Here is a 16548-nt window from a genome sequence, read left to right on the forward strand (position 1 = left end):
AGGCACTTTCCCGACTGGTGTCAGAAGGTGCGACGAGGATCGCAGCCGACATGCCATTGATCGATGCGCCGTATCGCGACTGGGTGGAAGCGGCCCGTCGCCTGGCGGAACTCATAAATCGCTTCAATGAACTCAAAGCCGCAGATGCTGCTGGCCTACAGGGCCAGGTTCGGACGTTGCAGCTGAACGCCGATGCGCGGCTAAAGGAGTGGGTGTTTCGGCACTTCACCGACTTGCCTTCATTGCCCGTCGCGAAAGCGCCTGTGATGGTGCACCATGTGCCAAGATATTTAGCTATGCGCCGCAGCTCTGGTGAAGATCGAATTGCCCTCGTTGTATTTGATGGCTTGGCGCTGGATCAATGGGTCCAAATCCGTGAGGATTTGTCTGCGAGAGTTTCTGAATTTTCTGTAGATGAAGGTGCGTGTTTCGCGTGGCTGCCGACACTGACTTCCATATCTCGCCAAGCGCTGTTCTCTGGTCTAAAGCCTCGCGAATTCCAGAGTTCGATGGGCACGACAGCGCAAGAACCATCACTCTGGTCTAAGTTTTGGCAAGAGAATGGACTGAGGAAGCCCGAAGTCACCTATCAAAAAGGGCTTAAACGATCCGAACAACTGGCGGCATTAGAGGAAACTCTGTCAAGGCCTACGACAAAAGTGGCTGGCATCGTTGTCGACATGATCGATGAAATCGTGCATGGCGCAATGCTGGGTAAACGTGGGATCGCTGGACAAATTCGCGATTGGTGCGAAACTGGCTTCATTGAAAAATTATTCACCATGCTTAGCCAGCATGGGTACCATATTTACCTGACAGCAGACCACGGCAACGTTGATGCGGAAGGTATTGGGCGGCTCAGTCAAGGCGTTGTATCCGAATTGAAGGGTGAGCGAGTTCGGGCTTATCGCAGCGAGGATCTTGCTTCATCTGTTCCGCCGGAAATTGACGCCTTCCAGTTCGGAAAAACAGGACTGCCATCAGATTTCTTGCCGCTGTATGCGGAAGGGCGGGGTGCTTTTGTCCCCGCAGGCCATCAAATTGTCGCTCATGGTGGGATGTCTGTAGAAGAGCTGATTGTCCCATTCGTAAAGATCCGAATGAAGAAAGAAGAGAATGCAACCTAAAGCGCCCCAGATCGGCTTTGATCGTTTCATCCGCCTTGACTGGGCAGCGGCCGCTTTGCGGGTACGCTCGGGTGCTGCGGACATTGGCGAGCTCGATCAGATCCTCACTGAAGCTCATGCCGGGCCAGAAGCGAAGAAGAAGACACGGACTGTCCTGAACCGTCTCTGGCTTGAACCGCGCGAGGAGGTCGTCGGTTTGGCGGATAGAGGGGTCGACATCTTTGCCAGTGTTTCGAATGCACAAGTCGAAGTGCTGACCTGGGGGATGGCGATCGCAGTCTATCCTTTCTTTGCAAAGGTTGCCGAAATCGTCGGTCGACTGACATCCATTCAAGGTGATTGCACCACTACTGAAGTGCACAGGAGGATGGCGGAGATTTACGGTGAGCGCGAAGGCACTCGCCGCATGACCAACATGGTCCTCCAGTCGCAGGTCGATTGGTCCCTGCTGAATAAAAGTGCGAATGGCAAGACGCTGACGCGGAAGCCCTCGATGGCGCTCCAGAGCCCGGAGACGGTTCAGTGGCTTTCCGCGGCGCTACTTATGCATGTCGGCCACCCTCTTGGTCTTGATGGTCTTGCGGGTCAGCCGACGATGTTCCCGTTCTCGCTTGGTGACAATCTTGGCTATTTGCTTTCGTCGTCTGATGTTCTGGAAGTGAGAGCAGACAGTGCAGGAACCCGCATCGTCGGTCTGAAGGATCGCTTGGGAGCGTGATCTGCTGGCTCTTGGCATGCAGATCTATTTTACGGGCGGCTGATCACTGGGTTTGTTTCGTTCGGATTCGAACATCAGCCAATACCGCGTATGCCGCCGCTCCCCGGTCCGGTTCAGCGCGCCCATCTCGACCAGGTCCTGAAGATCCCGGGTCGTAGTCGCGCGCGATGTGCCGGTGATGGCGATGTAATTCTCGGCGCTGAGTCCGCCCTTGAATCCCTCGGGCCCCTCTCGGAACATGCGCTCGATCACCTTGGCCTGCCGGTCGTTCAGCCGATCCCGGAATTGGTCGTAGAACTTTGCCTTTGCGATGAAGAACGCGACCCGCGTCAGGGTTACCTGCTGCGCGTTGAGCACCGTCTCGCCAAACCACAAAAGCCACGCGGTCACATGCAGCGTCTTCTGGTGGGCTTCGAGCTGGTCGTAATACTCCTTGCGGTCGCGTTCGATCGTATAGGCCAGTGCGATCAGGCTCGGCTGGCCGATATTCTGCGCAAGGGACTTTTCAGCCAGAGCGCGGCCCAAGCGGCCATTGCCGTCCTCGAATGGATGGACGCTTTCGAACCACAGATGCCCAAGTGCCGCACGCGTTAGCGCGGGCAATGGCGTGGATCCCTCTGGCGCCGTGCGGTTGAACCAGTCGACGAAGACGTCCATTTCACCTTGGACTTGCGCCGATGGCGGCGCTTCGAAATGCACCGTCGGTCGGTCAATGCGGCCGGAGACGATCTGCATGGCGTCGTCATGCCGACGGTATGCACCGATCGTCTCGAGGCCGCGGTCATGGGACAGGAGCATACCGTGCCAGTGAGAGAGCGTGTCGTGTGTCAGAGGGGCCGCGTGGTTCGAATAGACATCGACCATCATTTCGGCGATGCCCTGCTCGCGGGGCCTGGAGGGTACGCCCTCCGTGGTCAGTCCGAACTGCCGCCGCAACGAGGACTGGACACTCGACCGGTCCAGAACCTCGCCCTCGATAGCACTCGTCCGCATCGCCTCCTCACTCAGAAGCTCGATGCGCAGCCGGTCGCGCTCCTCGCCCGTCACATGGCGGACCGCACCAAGGATTTCGCCTGAGGACAGCAGAAAGCGCCGTTCGAGTGGCTCGATCGCAGCGCGGTCATAGCGGAAGTTCGGCCAGTCGGGTTGTGTCCAGTTCCAGCGCATGAGCTATAGAATCCCTTTCTATAACTCACTGTGTAGCAAATAGATGATTTATGGAAGTGGGTTCTATGCACCACCAACGAGTCCAAAGGTTGGACACATCTCCATGTAACGGCCCGGATCAGCCGTACTGTATCCGATTGGACAGAGGTCAGGCGGCGTCGCTTATTGGTTCGTAGCGGACGTCGGCCAAAGCATCGTCCAGCCACGCGGGCTGCAGATCGCCATTGTTCCATTGGTAGAGGAAACCCACCAGATTGTCGGTCTTCTTGCAGAGGATACGCATGATCGGTTCGCCGGTGAGGCGGGGTTTTGGGGTCATGACGCGCTCCTGCTATCTGGACCTCATAACTGGTTAAAGGGAGGTCAAAAATTTCTTGTCGGCGGTGTTAACGACAGGTTTCTGCAACTGCAAGGTGTGGGCGGTAGCTTCGGCAAAAACCCACCGACAAAAGGACAAGTTGTCTTTATAGTCAGGTTGTTGACGTATCATTTTCTCTATTCTGCGCTGCGGCGCGAACGGCAATCTCATCCAGGAGAATGTCGATCTCCGCCCAGACACGCGGCTCGATCTGGCCGCGGATCAAGGCCCACTTGCTGAGCACATCGAGGGGGTCATGGGCGTGCAGGATGGAAGTCAGCGCATTGGCATCGACGGCCAGAGATGTCCGCGCGCGCCATTCGGTGATCCGCGTTCTCTGCTCTTCGGAAGGTGGGACGAACTCTGGCCCGAGCTGCCAGGTCTTCACGGCACGGCGCAGAGCTGCCCGGATGACATGAGCGGGGTCGACGCCGCAGTCGATGAGGGCTTCTTCCTGCCGTTTCAGCGCGTTCACCCGGATATCGATCTTGCGGGTGGCCGGAATGCGTCGGACCCTAGGCTGCGACGCCGTGGGCGCTGTTATGATCTCGGCCGCTGTCTCCGGGCTTGCTTGCGGCGAAGGCACGGAAGGCCTGCTTGGCGCCGGCGCTTGATCTTCATCCGCCACGTCTGCCGTCATGCTCATCGGCATCAGGACGGTCTCTTCCCGGTCCCCCTCTTCCCTTCCCGGGTCTTTCTCCCCCTCCGGCCGAAGGGACGCGGCATAGGCTGGGTCGGGCCGGGTGATGGTTGGAATCTTCTTTCTCAACGCCCTGTCCTCACGCGGCCAGGATGTTGTTGAGGATGTCGGTGGCCTCCTCAAGGGCCTCGACGACATGACGGACATGCGGGCGCATGAGTGGGTTTGGGTCGGCCTGCTTTTGCAGCGCGATGGCGTGGAGCAGGCCTTTCTCGTCCATCTCCTTGTAGACGTTGCGGCGCATCATCACCGTCTCGATCACCGGAAACCGGGCGATCGCCACTTCGATCAAGCCGGCATCCGCGCGCGTGGCTTTCGGGTCAACCATGTTTAGAACGACATGGTGGCGCGGCAAGCTCGCCGGGTCATCGACGCGCGCGCGCAACCTTTCGAACCAGTCGGCCGTCTGCGCGCCGACATCGAGATCCGAGGTAGAGAGCATGACCGGTGTCACGATGTGATCGGCGAGAACGGCGATCCCGTCCGACCATTCCGCGCCGACGCCTGCCGTGTCGATGAAGACGAAATCCGCCGAGTCCGCATCATAGACCTGCTCGATTTTGCGATCGACGGCCCCTACACTCTCGACCGAGATTGACCGCAGCAGAGGCGACCCGAGACCCGCCGCTTCAGCTCGTTCGTGCCAGGCGCCAAGCACTCCGGTGCTATCAGTGTCGATCAGCAGAACCCGTCGCCCGGCAGCCACGGCAGCGCTGATCAGGGCGCGCGAGAGCGTGGTTTTACCACTCCCCCCTTTCCGGGCCATCGCGGCGATGACCACGAGATTGTCGTTAGGCATGGCGCAGACCTTCTGCAAAAATAGTGAAACGCTACAAAGATGTAATAATGTCGCTAACCTCTTGGTGCATCGGCGTCAAGCGGAAGGCGGGATGCATGATGCGGTGGGCAGGATGCATTCGCCGTTACGCGTTTTGCAGCGACCAGACAGCGGGGCGCAGGGGACAGACGCCGCGATCCAGGTTGCGCGATGCTTTTGCCAGAAGACTTGCTGCATTCGGCAATCTCCAAAAGACGTAAAGCGCGGAACGCGACGCGGGGTGCACGCGACGCCGTGCATGAAGCGCGAGGCGCGATGCGTGTTGCAATCGACACGGCACCACTTGCCCGAAGACGCGCTGCAGAGCGCAAACGACACCGTGCATAAGACGTGATGCACGGTGCAGGGAACGCGGAACGCGTTACATTGAGCGCGTTGCGCGCTGCATTTGACAAAGGACGTCAAATCGGCCCCAAGGGCCGATTTTCTACATTGAGTACAATCCCTTAATGCCTTCTCCGCTTGTGCTGGGAGAAGGCGGGCTTGTACGAAGGTGGCAAGAAATAGGAACGTTAACTTCAAAATGTCACGCGGCCGAAGACTGACCGAAACAGACCGTCTGAGCATCGCCAAAGAGCGTGCGCAGGGCGTCGCCGCTGCTGATCTGGCCCAGCGGTATGGGGTCAGCCTGAAGACGATCTACAATGCCGTGAACCACGCTCTGGACCGACAAAACGCGAATGGCAGCCGGCCGATCGTCATTGGTCTGCGGGTCAGCCGACGTGAGTTGGCCGCGTTTGATGCCGCACTTGCCCGTCATGGCATCACCAGTCGCACAGATGCCTTGCGCCATTTGGTGTTGGCTGCTGATGAAATCCTGGAACCCGATCACGCGTTGACTGAGGCCCTTTCTGCTCGGGCGGCCGACATCAGCCGTATCGGCAACAACATCAATCAGGTGGCACGGCGGCTGAACGAAGCCAGGCTAAAGGGCCAGCCTTTGTCCTACACTGCGGAAAGCCACGGGCATATTCGCGAATTCGCAGGGCTGATCCTCGATCTGACTGATCGTTTGCAGGCGCTTCTCTTGAAGCGGCGTGCCAATCTGGCGCTCAAGGTCACAAAGGCATGGGCCCCGCTCGTTCCGGATCGGCTAAGGCGTGGGTAAGCGCCTTGCCCACGGTGTCGGGCCCGCCCTCTTCGATCGCGACTGGAGCCGGGTCTCCGGCAGCTGGCAGGGGCTGGCCAAGAAGGCGCAGATGGTGCGCGCGGCGCGGGGTTATTCGCCGGCCATTTTCAAGCCGATCGCGAAGGGAGGGTGCCACACCGGGGCGCAGTTGAAGGCTCAGCTGACGTATCTTACCACCAAGTCGAGCCACATCCTCGACAGTCGTGGCACACATGATGGCAAGAAGACCCTGTCCGAGGCCGAGATCGACCGGGTCGTACGCCGATTTGAGAACCAGTGGGGTGAGCGGCACAGCCCCAAGCTCGGCCATACCTCGCATCTGCTGATGGCATTTCCCGTTGGCACCAGCGGTGAGGAGGTGCGCGCAATTACGGAATCCGTCTGCGAGAAGTTCTTTCAAGGTGAGGGGTCGCAATTCGACTATATTGCTGCAATACACCAAGATCGCGCGCATCCACATGCGCATATCGTTCTGAACCGCCGCAGCAAGGATGGCGAAATGTTCTTTCTCGGGAAGGATCACCACTTCAACTACGACGCCTTCCGGGTGGCGATGGTTGACGCGGCGCAGGTCCACGGGATCCGGCTCGAGGCGACACGGCGTCTTGACCGGGGGGTGACGACCTACCGCGCCGAAATCGACGAGGTCTACAAGGCCCGTGACGAGGGCCGGCCGCCGGTCGAGCGCCAGCGCACAGGCGCTGATCTCGCCGCAGCCCTGCAGACGGTGGCGCGCAACGCGCTGACCTATCGGGGTCTGGCTGCCGAGGCGTCCCGGTCGAACTTCGATGACGTGGCCGAGGCCCTCGAGCGGGCCAGCACCATCCTTGCCAGTGGCGGTCAGGTCCAATCTGACGGAGCCATCTACATGTCCCAAGACGAAACAGCGTTCGACACGCTGATCACCGAGTTTTCTCAGAACATCCGTCAGATCGAAGAGGCGATCGACCGCGCGCCCGCGGCCGAGCGGCCGGAGATCGAGCGCAAGCTCACCGATGTACTGGCCTCTGTTGCGCACTTGAACCCGCTTGGCGACCGCTCTGCCGCTCTGCTCGACGCACCGTCCCGGGACGGGGTCTATGCGCGGGCGAACTTGAACGAGGACCAGATGGGACGCCTCGACGACGATGCAGTCAAGATGCGCCTCAGCGAGGCGCTGCAGGGCACGGGCATAGATCCCGAAGCCGTTGCCGCCCGTATGCGCGAGGGTGCTGGCAATGCAGCACTCGAACGGCAATGGCTGGCGCAGGATCTGCGCGCCATCGCCAAAGCGGGCGATCTCGATCTGGAGAAGGGCGAGGATCGCGAGGAAGCGCTGGACCGGCTGGAAGCCGTCCATGTCCGTTTGGGCGACACCCTGACCGATGCGCGCATCCTTCGGGCCATCGATGAAGTGGACGACACCAAGGATGACCCGGTTGCCCTGGCTGAGCGCGTGACGCTGCCGGAGCGCGAGCGCGCGGCGGGCGAACCTGACATCTTCGCCGCGTCCGAGCGCCGGGATTTCCAAGAGCTCGTTGCCCAGTTCCGCCGGACGGATTTCAACCATCCCTTCTCGGACGATCCGTCCGTTTACAAAGCAGGCGTCATTGAAGTGGAAGAGGCCCGCGCCGCCTTCACCGCCTTCGCGCAGCGGTCGCCCGATCATGCGGAACTGGCCTCGATGGCCTGGGACAAGATCACAGACAGCCGCAAGCCACAGGAGTTCGCAGTCGAGGAAAGTGACCGCACCCTCCATGCCGGCGACATGGACCTCGCCTTGCGCGATCCCATGCAGCATCTCGGCCCGATCAGCGAAGACGACCGCACGCTCGCGCGCTACCGCGCTGAAATGCCGGACGAGGAGTTCGGGGCGGCGGTGCAGGAGGAAATCAATCGCCTGCGCGCCATGGGGGCATCGCGCGCCTATATCAGCGAGCGGAGCTTCGAGATCGAGGATCAGGCGCGGCAGGACTATGCCGAACGGCGTTTCATGGCAGAGACGGCCCCTGATGTGATCACCTTCCTGCAACGTGCCGAAGCCGAGGACCTAAGGCCGCTCACCGAGACGGACGGCCAGCGCCTCGCCGCCCAGATCGACCGCAACCTCACGCCGAATGCGGTGACGGCCCTTCGCGCGGGCCACGCCGATGTGCTGGAGAAGTTTACCGAGCACCCATTGCGGCAGTTGGAACTCGCCAAGGCCTATCTGGAAAGCAGCGAGGTGACGGCCCATGGCCCTGCCATGGAGCGGGTGCTGGATGCCTTGGCTGAGGAACAGATCGAGGCACAGCGCGCGCGTCACGCCGCGGCCCACGGCGAAAAGGGGATCACCCATGGATAAGGGCAAGATCGCGGGTGGCATCCTGAGCCTGACGCTGGTCGGTCTCGCCATCGGTTATGTCGTGGCCACAGGCTACCTGATCCTGCGCTACGGGCTGTCGACCGATCGCATCGATTTCACTTTGCTCGCACGGGAATACCGCGCCCTCGGCATCAGCGCGCCGCGGGACTTCCTCTGGGTTAACCTGATCCTCGCAGGCTTTGGGATCGCCGCGCTGATGCTGAGCGTCACGCTTCTCGGCGATGCCCTGACCCGTTTCGGCACGACCCATTGGCAGACCCGGGCCGAGATGAAGCGCAACGGCTTTTTCGCCAAGCCGGGCGGCGGCTTCCTTCTCGGCAAGCTTGGCTCTCCGAAATCGAAGCGCCCCTTCCTTGTATCAAAAACCTTCCCGCATGCGCTGATCGTGGCGCCCACGGGTCGAGGCAAGGGCGTGGGCTTCGTGATCCCGAACCTGCTCACCTACAAAGGTTCGGCCGTGGTTCTGGACGTGAAGGGCGAAAACTTCCGCGAGACCTCGCGTTTCCGCGCCAGCATGGGCGACAAGGTGTTCCGCTTCGCGCCGACCGACTGGGACCGCCCGACCCATCGCTACAACCCGCTGGCCCGCATCGCGGCGATGACCAACCCCGACCGGCAGCAGATGGAGTTGAAGCTGACCGCCAAGCTCTTCCTGCAGACCGACAACGAAAAGCTGAGCGGGCTTCTTGCAGGCGGCATAGATCTCTTCGTGGCGGCCGGCCTTCTGGCCTTCGAGCGCGGCGTGCCGACCATCGGCGAGATCTACCGGATCACAGCCTCGGGCGGCGACAAGCAGAAGGAATACCTGAAGCGCGCGCAGGAGGTGAAGAACAGCTCCGCCAAGCTGATCTTCGAGCGCATGGCCTCGACCAACAACGACACCCTGACGTCCTACCTCTCGCTCCTGATGACCTCGGGTCTCGACACCTGGGACAACCGGGCAATCGACGCGGCCACCGCGACCTCGGACTTCTCCTTTCGGGATATCCGGCGGCGGCCACACGCGATCTATCTCGTTGTCGAGTCCGAGATGATCCGCCCTCTGGCCCCGCTGATCAGGCTGTTCTTCTCGGACCTGATCGCTTCGCTGCAGGCGCAGGAGCCTGGGGATGACGAACCTTGGCCGGTCATGATCATGCTCGATGAATTCGACCGTCTCGGGAAAATGCCGATCGTCGCCGAGAGTATCAAGACGCTGCGCTCCTTTGGCGGCAACCTTGCCATCGTCACCCAGACCATCCCGGCGCTGGACGAGATCTATGGCGAGAACACCCGCCGGTCCCTGCAGGGCGGTGCCGGCGTGAAGCTCTACCTCACCCCGTCCGAGCAGAAGACCATCGAGGAGTTGAGTCAGGCTGTCGGCAAGACCACCAAGCGCGTGGTGACCAGGTCGCGCGCAGTTGGGCGCAACCCGTTCGAGGGGCGCAGTGTGTCCGAGCGGACAGAGGACACGCCGCTCCTCACTGAAGACCAGGCCCGCCGCATGGACCTCGACGAGGTGATCCTTGTGATCGACGCGCAGATGCCGATCCGGGCGCGGCGGATCAAGTATTTCGAAGACCCGGCGCTGAAGTTACTTCACGCGGGCCAGGCGGGGAGTTTCCCGTACCCTGATGAGGACGGGCTTCGGCGGGATCGGCAGATGACCGAGACGCGCGAGACGGTGGAGAAGCTGAAGCTGGAATTGCAGGCGGTGCGGGCGGCTGCAGGGGCCCAGGGGCCTGAGGCAAATGCGCTGCCCCAAGCGGCTCAATCTCCCTCGCAAGATCCGCTCGATCCCAAGCCTGCGCCGCCGGGCCGGGCGCGAGGGAGGGCTGCACGGGCCGCTGCGGGTCGCGCGGGATCAGATCAGCTGTCCTTCGATCTGGCCGGGCTCGGTCTTCGTGCATCTGACGGTATCGAACTGGCAGCGGCGGTTCAGACGACGCGAGAGATCATTGCGGAGCATGCTTGACGGGCCCAAAGTTGATGACGGGTCCGTCGCCGCGCACCGGGTCCGTCAGTGCAGCATGTCACGTTCGGCTTGCTCGACAGCACGTTGCTTCTCGAATGCTGCCTTCATCTTTGCGGGTGTCCCGAATACTTCATTGAGCATGTCTGCAACTGCTGCGTTCATGGCCACGAAATCAGCGTCAGAACCGCCGGTGGTAAGGCCCACATCCATCGTCGTGCCATCGTCCAGAACAAGGCGCACCCTTGCTTGATCATCGCTGTAAAAATCGAAGGGAGAATCCAACGAGAGGGGCGTGAATGAAACCTCGAAATACTCGTGACGCTCATCGCCCTCGCCATCCTCATTGGCGAAATCAGCCACGAAATCATGGGTGTTGATGAAGTGGATGGTCCAGCGCCGATCATACGTTATGCCATCTGTTGACAGCATTGCCGCGATAGGATCGCTGAGATCGCGGCGAAGACGAGAGACCAGGAACTCGGTCATCGCCAGCTCGGTCATCCCGAATGCCGTTTCCATATTGAAAAGATCGACGAAGTTGATCGCCCAAAGAAGAGCGCATTCTCGCAAGCGGGTTAAAGTGTCCTCCCGGGCCGCCTCTTCCGACGTGACGAGAACCAAACTGTCGTTTTTCGGCGCGAGGTGTGCGCAGATACTGCCGATGGTGTTCGAGATGAAACCATCACTTTCAGGAACTCCATACGCGGCCGCGTCGTTCGCGCTCAACACACCGATGTATGCTTCGGGCGCTTCCTGGAAGATATCATGATAAATGCCTGCCATATGCCGACAATAGCTTTGCCAGGCATTGATTTGCTCAAGCGCCGTGAGCTGCATGGTCGTCGGCATATCGGTTTCACCCGTTACCCACTTGGCCACCGTTTCTTCGCGCACCCCCCAGAACCGGGCAGCTTCTCGATTGGTAAAGCCAAACCGCCCTAGTATGACCGAAGCCATGGTGACCTTCTGCTTATCGGTCATGTGTTCCCTCTGAATTCATCTCGATTTCGTTAGCATTGTCGCCTTGGTCACGGACCCAACCGCTTCGCCCTTTCGGCCATCCGTACCACCTGCGCGCTTGCCGTTGCCGCGGCGCTCCGCACGGCAGCGGGGGCCTGGACAGCCCCTCGTCCGATCACTTCACCTGTCGTGAGCGCACCGATCCGCGCCCTGCCCTTGACGCCGTCGGTATTGAAGATCCCCCGCATGATCCCGGCCGAGCCAGAGACCACAGCGGGTGCCGCAGCCACCATCAGGTTCCCCGAGATACCCCGCACGATCAGGGGTGTTGCCGCAACGAAGCCCTTGGCCAGAAACACCATCACGAAGAACGGGACCAGCGAGCCGATGTTAGTGGCCGAGTTCGGGTCACCGAGCTGGGCCAGCAGCGAATTCGCCATACCGACCACGGTCGAGAACATGGCGGCGATGACGATGGGGTAGAAGGCATAACTGATCGTCGTCGAGACCCATCTGTGAAAGAAATCCTTGGTCGCATCAAAGAGCGACAGCGCGATCATGATGGGGGCAAGGCCGAGCATCAGAGTCAACATCATCTTGGCGAAGATGAGGACGATGCCGGTCATGAAGCCGAGGAGACTCAGGAGCACGAGGCCGATTCCGCCGAGGATCGCGCCAGTCATCCAGTTCAGGTTGTTACCGATCGCGTTCAGGTACTGGCTGAACTCTGTGATCAGCCGGTCGAACTCAGCTGCAAAGTATGTGGCTCCAGCCCCCCCGCCGCCGACCGAAGAGATCAGGGCCCCGGCGACGTGGTCGAGCCCGCCGATCACGGCATTGGCGACCGCGTTGAAGTTGGCCCAGTTGAATGCGAAGAGCCCTATCAACATCAGCTTGATCAGGTACCAGAAGAAGCTGGCCCCATCCATGCTACGGAACTGGAAGGCCATGTTGATGCAAACTCCGATCAAAGAGAGCGTGACCATCAGCAAAACGATCGTGCCGGTATTGCTGGCCACAGCCCCGAACTGGGACTCGGCCGCATCGGCAAGGAAACCGTCAGCGGTTCCAACCATCCAGCTGACGATGCTCATTACCAGTTGCCTTGCGTTTCGCAGATATCCTGAACGTCGCGGGTGATCTGGTTCTGTTCGTTGCGAATGGCCAGGCGCGCTTGAGTATGCTCGGCCTGCGTGCTTGTTGCGAACCGTTCCTCGTACTCAGCGGAGGCGGCATCCCATGACGGGAAGCGGACATCACAGCCGCAGTCACCAGTTTCCTTGATCGCTTCCCAGGACCGCAGCTCGTAGAGCCGCATCAGCGTCAGCGCTTTGTAGGCCTCGCGCGGGTGGACTTCATCCATCCAGGTCGGCCGTGCGGGCCGGTCGTTGCAGATCCGGTACTGCTGGGGCGACATGGTCACGGTGAGATCATTCGTGACCTGAGGCGCGGTCTGGGCCGCGAGGGGCGCGGCCAGCAGGGTGACAGCTGCGGCGAGGGTGATCTTGCGCATGGGGGTTTCCTTTCAGTCCTTTATTCGGCCGCGACCGTGGGGCGCGCGGCACCCCCGGTTGGACCCGTGTTCTGGCTTGGATGAGTTACCTGCCCCGGCAGGAAGAACTCGGTGATGCCGCGCGCGCCATTCTGACGGCCGGCCTGGATGATCACGTCGATGGAGCCTTCGATGTAGTCGACCATGTCGGCATAGGTCATCGGCACATCGGTCTTGAGGGCGGCGATGGCGAGGCGGCGGACGGCGAGTTGCGGGGTCTCGGCGTGCAGGGTTGTGAGCGAGCCGCCATGCCCCGTGTTGATCGCCTCGAGAAAGGTCATGGCCTCGCGGCCGCGGACCTCGCCCAGCACGATCCGGTCGGGCCGCATGCGCAGTGTCGATGCCAGAAGCACATCGGCGCTGCGGGCATCCGTTTCCCGGTCGGCGATCAGCGTCACGGCATTCGGCTGCTCGGGGCGCAGCTCGGCCGCTTCCTCAATGGTGATGATCCGCTCCTCGGGCGCGATCAGCGAGAGGATCTTGCGCGCTGCGACCGTCTTGCCGGTCGAGGTGCCGCCCGAGACGATCATGTTGAGCTTGTTCTCGACGCAGAACCGCAGGGCGGCATCGATGTCGCCCGAGGCCACCACGTCGCGCAGCGCGGCGTTCCGTTCACGGCGCAGACCTTCGAGGCTGCGCTCCTTGCCATAGAGGAACCCGAGTTTGATCGCCTCCAGCGGCAAGGTGGAGAAGAACCGTAGCGAAATGGAGAACCCACCCTCGACGGCGGGCGGCTGGATCACCTGCGCCCGGATCGGACGGTCGCGATAAAGGATCGAGACCGAGACGATAGGTTTCTTGGTGCTGAGCGTGGTCGAGGCGGCCGAGGCGATCTGGTTGCCGAGGTCCTTGATCTCGGTCTGAGTCAGCGGGGTGCCGAGACCCCGCATGAAATGATCGCCCTGGAACTCGCCCCAGACCCGACCATCGGGGTTGATGCAGATCTCGATCGTGTCGTCGCGTTGGACGGGCGCGCCGAGGCGATCCAGTGAGGCTTCGAGATAGCTCGCCGCCATGTCAGAAGATCTCCAGGTCGCGGTCGACCATGACCGTGATCCGCGTGCCCTGATCGACATGGATCACGGGCCGGATCGCCAGATAGTCCTGCATGACGCTCTGGGTGCTGTCGCGCAGGTCCGTGCCGACGTCGCTCGCGATGTCGGCCGCTGCCTCATCCTCGATCTGTCCGGCGGCCGCCGCGGGCAACGCCCCGATCAGCGAGATCAGCGCGGCCGAACCGAAGCGCTGCGCGAAGCGCGTATCGACAAATCCTGTTGTGCCGGTGCGGCCGAGCTCGTCGCCACCAAAGGCGCTGATCTCGACTGTCTGGTTGTCGGGCAGGATGATACGGTCCCAGGCCACCATGACGCGCGACTGCGCGAGCGCCACATCGGAGCGATAGCGCCCCACAAGACGTGCACCGCGCGGGATCAGGACGCGGGTACCGTCGAAGGAATGGACGTCCTCGGAGACGATGGCCCGGATCGCGCCGGGCAGCGTGCTGTCGAGCGCCGTCTCGGTCACGGCCTGGATCATCGTGCCTTGCACGACGGTGTTGCCGGGGTTCACGATCACTTCGGCGCGCGTCACCGGGGCGGGCCTTGCGCCTGCCCGCACGAAGGCTTCGTCCTCATTCAGGCGCGCCGCCTCAAGGCTGTTCTCCCGGTCGGTCCCTGCCCCCATCCCGGAAAACGCGATCATGGGCGAGGCGATGCGTTCGGCCCGCGCTTCCGCCTCGGCAATCCGACGGCGCTCGAGTTCGGCAAGCCGCAGCTCCTCCTCGTTCGGACCGAGGTCGGTGGGCGCAGGCGGGGTCAGCCGCGCGACCTCGAGGTCCATGCGCAACTGGTCAAGCTCGCGGTCGCGTTCCGTCAATTGCCGTTCGAGCGCGCGTTGCGCCTCAGTGGAGGCCTCCTGCAGCGCAGCGATCTGCGCCGTGAGATCGGCGATGGCCTGCTCCGCGCCACTGTCAGAGGCCTCGACGGGCCGCGCCCGCAGGTCTTCAAGTTCCGCCCGCAGCGTCGCGAGGCTTTCCATCAGCGCGAGTTCCGACGCGGTGGGGCCGGTCTCGGTCGGCGGCGGCGCAGACTCGACCACGGGCATGGGCGCGAGGTCGCCAAAGCCCGATCCTGTGGTCTGGAACTCTTCGGGGGCTGCGGTCGGCAGGGGCGTTTCCGGCGATGGTTGCAGGGCGGCCCAGGCCAGCCCGCCGGCGGCTACGATCCCGGCCACACCGAGGATGGCTGTCAGCGGGGAGGGACGTGTGGCAGCGCGCTTCTTGTCGCCTGTCGCTTCAAGGGCCGCGAGACGCGCGGCGAGGTCTTCGGTGTCCTGGCTCATGACGTGGGCCCACCCATATCCTGAACGCAGACCTCGTCTTCCCCGAGGCGCAGCACCCATTGGCGGTTCACACCCGAGACGCGGATGACGCCGTCCTCGAGTGCCGTGCTGTTGACGGCGCGCTCACCCCCATTGGCATAGCGGAAGATCGCCGGGACCGGCGCGTTCCGTTTGAGCCGGAAATAGGTGAAGGTGCCATCATCCCAGATGGCGGTCGGCGTGAACTCCTCCCGGGCACTGACAGCGTAGTTGGCATTCGGCGCGTCGGCCGCGACAGCCCGGGCCGGTTGAACGCGGCTCTCGGGATAACGGAACTGCACGACGTAATGCGGGGTCTCGCGCGCCTCGACCACGTGGAAATAGTAGGAGCGGCGGTTCGTGTAGACCGTGATGTTGGTCGCCACACCCGAGGCGGCAGGCTTGATCGCGAAGGCGCGTCCACCCGGCACGCCGTCGAACTGGAAGCCGACGGTGTCGCCCGCGATGATCGAGCGGATGGTCTCGCCTTCGCCGAACTCGACAGTGGTGACGCGGGTCAGGGTGGTGACGACGCGGTAGACCTGCCCCTCGGTCCAGGTGGCGATCCGGACGCGGTTGTCATGGGGACCGGGGCGCGGCGTGGTTTCAGCGAAGGCTGCGGGTGCGGAGAGCACGAGGGCACCGGCGACGAACAGGGCGTGAACAGGGGCAAGAACTGTAACAGAGGTCATTCGGAACGGTCCGATCGGATGGCATATTGGGTGACGGTGAAGCCGAAAGGGTTCTGCCAGACATCGTCGATCGAGCGGGTCCGTTCGGGTTGGAAGGCGAACATCAATGTTGCTGTGAAGGATCCGTCCTGCGCCCCTTGCGGGCTGGTCAGGCGCTTTCTGAGACGCACCTGCGCGCGGTTCTCGCCGATCAGCGTGATCGAGGCGATCTCGACCGCCATTTCGGCCGCGGGGCCGTAGCGGGTCGGCGGATAGCTCTCCTGCCCCGAGGTCCACATGGCCCGCATGCTGGCCTCGGCAGCACCGGTGGATTGCGCCAGCACGCGGCGGACGCGCATATCATTGTCGAGCTGGTTGTAGGCTTCGCGGTCGAGGATGTAGCGGTAGATCTGCGCCTCGATGATGGCGGGCCGCTCGGCAAGCCGCACCGTCTCGACCGTGGCGTTCGGCAGGGCCAAGCCCGTCGCGGGATCATAGGGCACGACAACCGGCGGGGGCGTCTCGACCATCAGGGCGACAGCGGCGGCTGCAAGGCAGCCGAAAACGCCAAAGCCCGCCCCGCCAAGGCCGATCATCCTCCAGAGCTGCTCCCGGCGCAGCGCGCCATGGATCAGTTCCTCCTCAACGAGTTCCCGCGCACTCATGCCTGCC

The 16548-nt window shown here is 62.2% G+C and carries 16 protein-coding genes; 5 read left to right on the forward strand and 11 right to left on the reverse strand.

The window, feature by feature from the left end:
- On the forward strand, positions 1 to 1127 hold a 1127-nt coding region (gene pglZ, locus C7455_RS18035), incomplete at its 5' end, for a BREX-3 system phosphatase PglZ (protein WP_109670628.1).
- Positions 1117 to 1845: a hypothetical protein gene (locus C7455_RS18040; protein WP_109670630.1), complete on the forward strand. Its 729-nt coding sequence runs from the start codon at positions 1117 to 1119 to the stop codon at positions 1843 to 1845. The genes pglZ and C7455_RS18040, both read left to right, overlap by 11 nt.
- 24 nt (positions 1846 to 1869) lie before the next feature.
- Here the strand turns inward: C7455_RS18040 and C7455_RS18045 are convergent, their stop codons facing one another.
- The 4 genes from C7455_RS18045 to C7455_RS18055 form a co-directional block, all read right to left on the reverse strand.
- A complete protein-coding gene (locus tag C7455_RS18045) occupies positions 1870 to 3012 on the reverse strand; it encodes a Fic family protein (RefSeq protein WP_109670632.1) in 1143 nt (380 codons plus the stop codon).
- A 148-nt stretch (positions 3013 to 3160) separates the two neighbouring features.
- Positions 3161 to 3331 carry a hypothetical protein gene (locus C7455_RS20245; protein WP_170119136.1) on the reverse strand — a complete coding sequence of 57 codons (171 nt, stop codon included), beginning with the start codon at positions 3329 to 3331 and terminating at the stop codon, positions 3161 to 3163.
- Between the two features lie 151 nt (positions 3332 to 3482).
- Positions 3483 to 4139 (reverse strand): hypothetical protein, encoded by a 657-nt coding sequence (locus C7455_RS18050; RefSeq protein ID WP_109670634.1) that lies wholly within the window; start codon positions 4137 to 4139, stop codon positions 3483 to 3485.
- Positions 4140 to 4149: 10 nt separating this feature from the next.
- Positions 4150 to 4851, reverse strand: a complete 702-nt coding sequence (locus C7455_RS18055) for a ParA family protein (RefSeq protein ID WP_245904418.1) — start codon at positions 4849 to 4851, stop codon at positions 4150 to 4152.
- A 580-nt stretch (positions 4852 to 5431) separates the two neighbouring features.
- Here C7455_RS18055 and mobC point away from each other — a divergent pair.
- The 3 genes from mobC to C7455_RS18070 are packed head-to-tail and all read left to right on the forward strand — an operon-like array spanning position 5432 to position 10335.
- The gene (mobC, locus tag C7455_RS18060) at positions 5432 to 6016 is read left to right on the forward strand and encodes a plasmid mobilization relaxosome protein MobC (protein WP_109670636.1); all 585 of its coding nucleotides are present in this window, start codon (positions 5432 to 5434) and stop codon (positions 6014 to 6016) included.
- A complete protein-coding gene (locus C7455_RS18065; RefSeq protein ID WP_109670638.1) occupies positions 6009 to 8360 on the forward strand; it encodes a relaxase/mobilization nuclease domain-containing protein in 2352 nt (783 codons plus the stop codon). The genes mobC and C7455_RS18065 overlap by 8 nt, the downstream gene beginning before the upstream one ends.
- Positions 8353 to 10335, forward strand: coding sequence for a type IV secretory system conjugative DNA transfer family protein (locus C7455_RS18070; protein WP_109670640.1), 1983 nt, complete (start codon positions 8353 to 8355; stop codon positions 10333 to 10335). The genes C7455_RS18065 and C7455_RS18070 overlap by 8 nt, the downstream gene beginning before the upstream one ends.
- A gap of 45 nt (positions 10336 to 10380) precedes the next feature.
- Here the strand turns inward: C7455_RS18070 and C7455_RS18075 are convergent, their stop codons facing one another.
- The 7 genes from C7455_RS18075 to C7455_RS18105 are packed head-to-tail and all read right to left on the reverse strand — an operon-like array spanning position 10381 to position 16541.
- Positions 10381 to 11316 carry a hypothetical protein gene (locus C7455_RS18075; RefSeq protein ID WP_109670642.1) on the reverse strand — a complete coding sequence of 312 codons (936 nt, stop codon included), beginning with the start codon at positions 11314 to 11316 and terminating at the stop codon, positions 10381 to 10383.
- A gap of 47 nt (positions 11317 to 11363) precedes the next feature.
- The gene (locus C7455_RS18080) at positions 11364 to 12389 is read right to left on the reverse strand and encodes a TrbL/VirB6 family protein (RefSeq protein ID WP_109670644.1); all 1026 of its coding nucleotides are present in this window, start codon (positions 12387 to 12389) and stop codon (positions 11364 to 11366) included.
- A complete protein-coding gene (locus C7455_RS18085) occupies positions 12389 to 12808 on the reverse strand; it encodes a hypothetical protein (RefSeq protein WP_109670646.1) in 420 nt (139 codons plus the stop codon). Before C7455_RS18085 ends, C7455_RS18080 begins: the two co-directional genes overlap by 1 nt.
- A gap of 20 nt (positions 12809 to 12828) precedes the next feature.
- Positions 12829 to 13863, reverse strand: a complete 1035-nt coding sequence (locus C7455_RS18090; RefSeq protein ID WP_109670647.1) for an ATPase, T2SS/T4P/T4SS family — start codon at positions 13861 to 13863, stop codon at positions 12829 to 12831.
- A gap of 1 nt (position 13864) precedes the next feature.
- On the reverse strand, positions 13865 to 15187 hold the full coding sequence (locus tag C7455_RS18095) for a TraB/TrbI/VirB10 family type IV secretion system protein (protein WP_109670649.1): 1323 nt from the start codon (positions 15185 to 15187) through the stop codon (positions 13865 to 13867).
- Complete coding sequence (locus tag C7455_RS18100) at positions 15184 to 15897, reverse strand: TrbG/VirB9 family P-type conjugative transfer protein (protein WP_245904419.1); 714 nt, start codon at positions 15895 to 15897, stop codon at positions 15184 to 15186. The genes C7455_RS18095 and C7455_RS18100 overlap by 4 nt, the downstream gene beginning before the upstream one ends.
- The gene (locus C7455_RS18105; RefSeq protein ID WP_109670737.1) at positions 15894 to 16541 is read right to left on the reverse strand and encodes a VirB8 family type IV secretion system protein; all 648 of its coding nucleotides are present in this window, start codon (positions 16539 to 16541) and stop codon (positions 15894 to 15896) included. Before C7455_RS18105 ends, C7455_RS18100 begins: the two co-directional genes overlap by 4 nt.
- Positions 16542 to 16548: the final 7 nt, after the last annotated feature.

Source organism: Roseicyclus mahoneyensis, assembly GCF_003148775.1.
In the GTDB taxonomy this organism is placed as follows: domain Bacteria; phylum Pseudomonadota; class Alphaproteobacteria; order Rhodobacterales; family Rhodobacteraceae; genus Roseicyclus; species Roseicyclus mahoneyensis.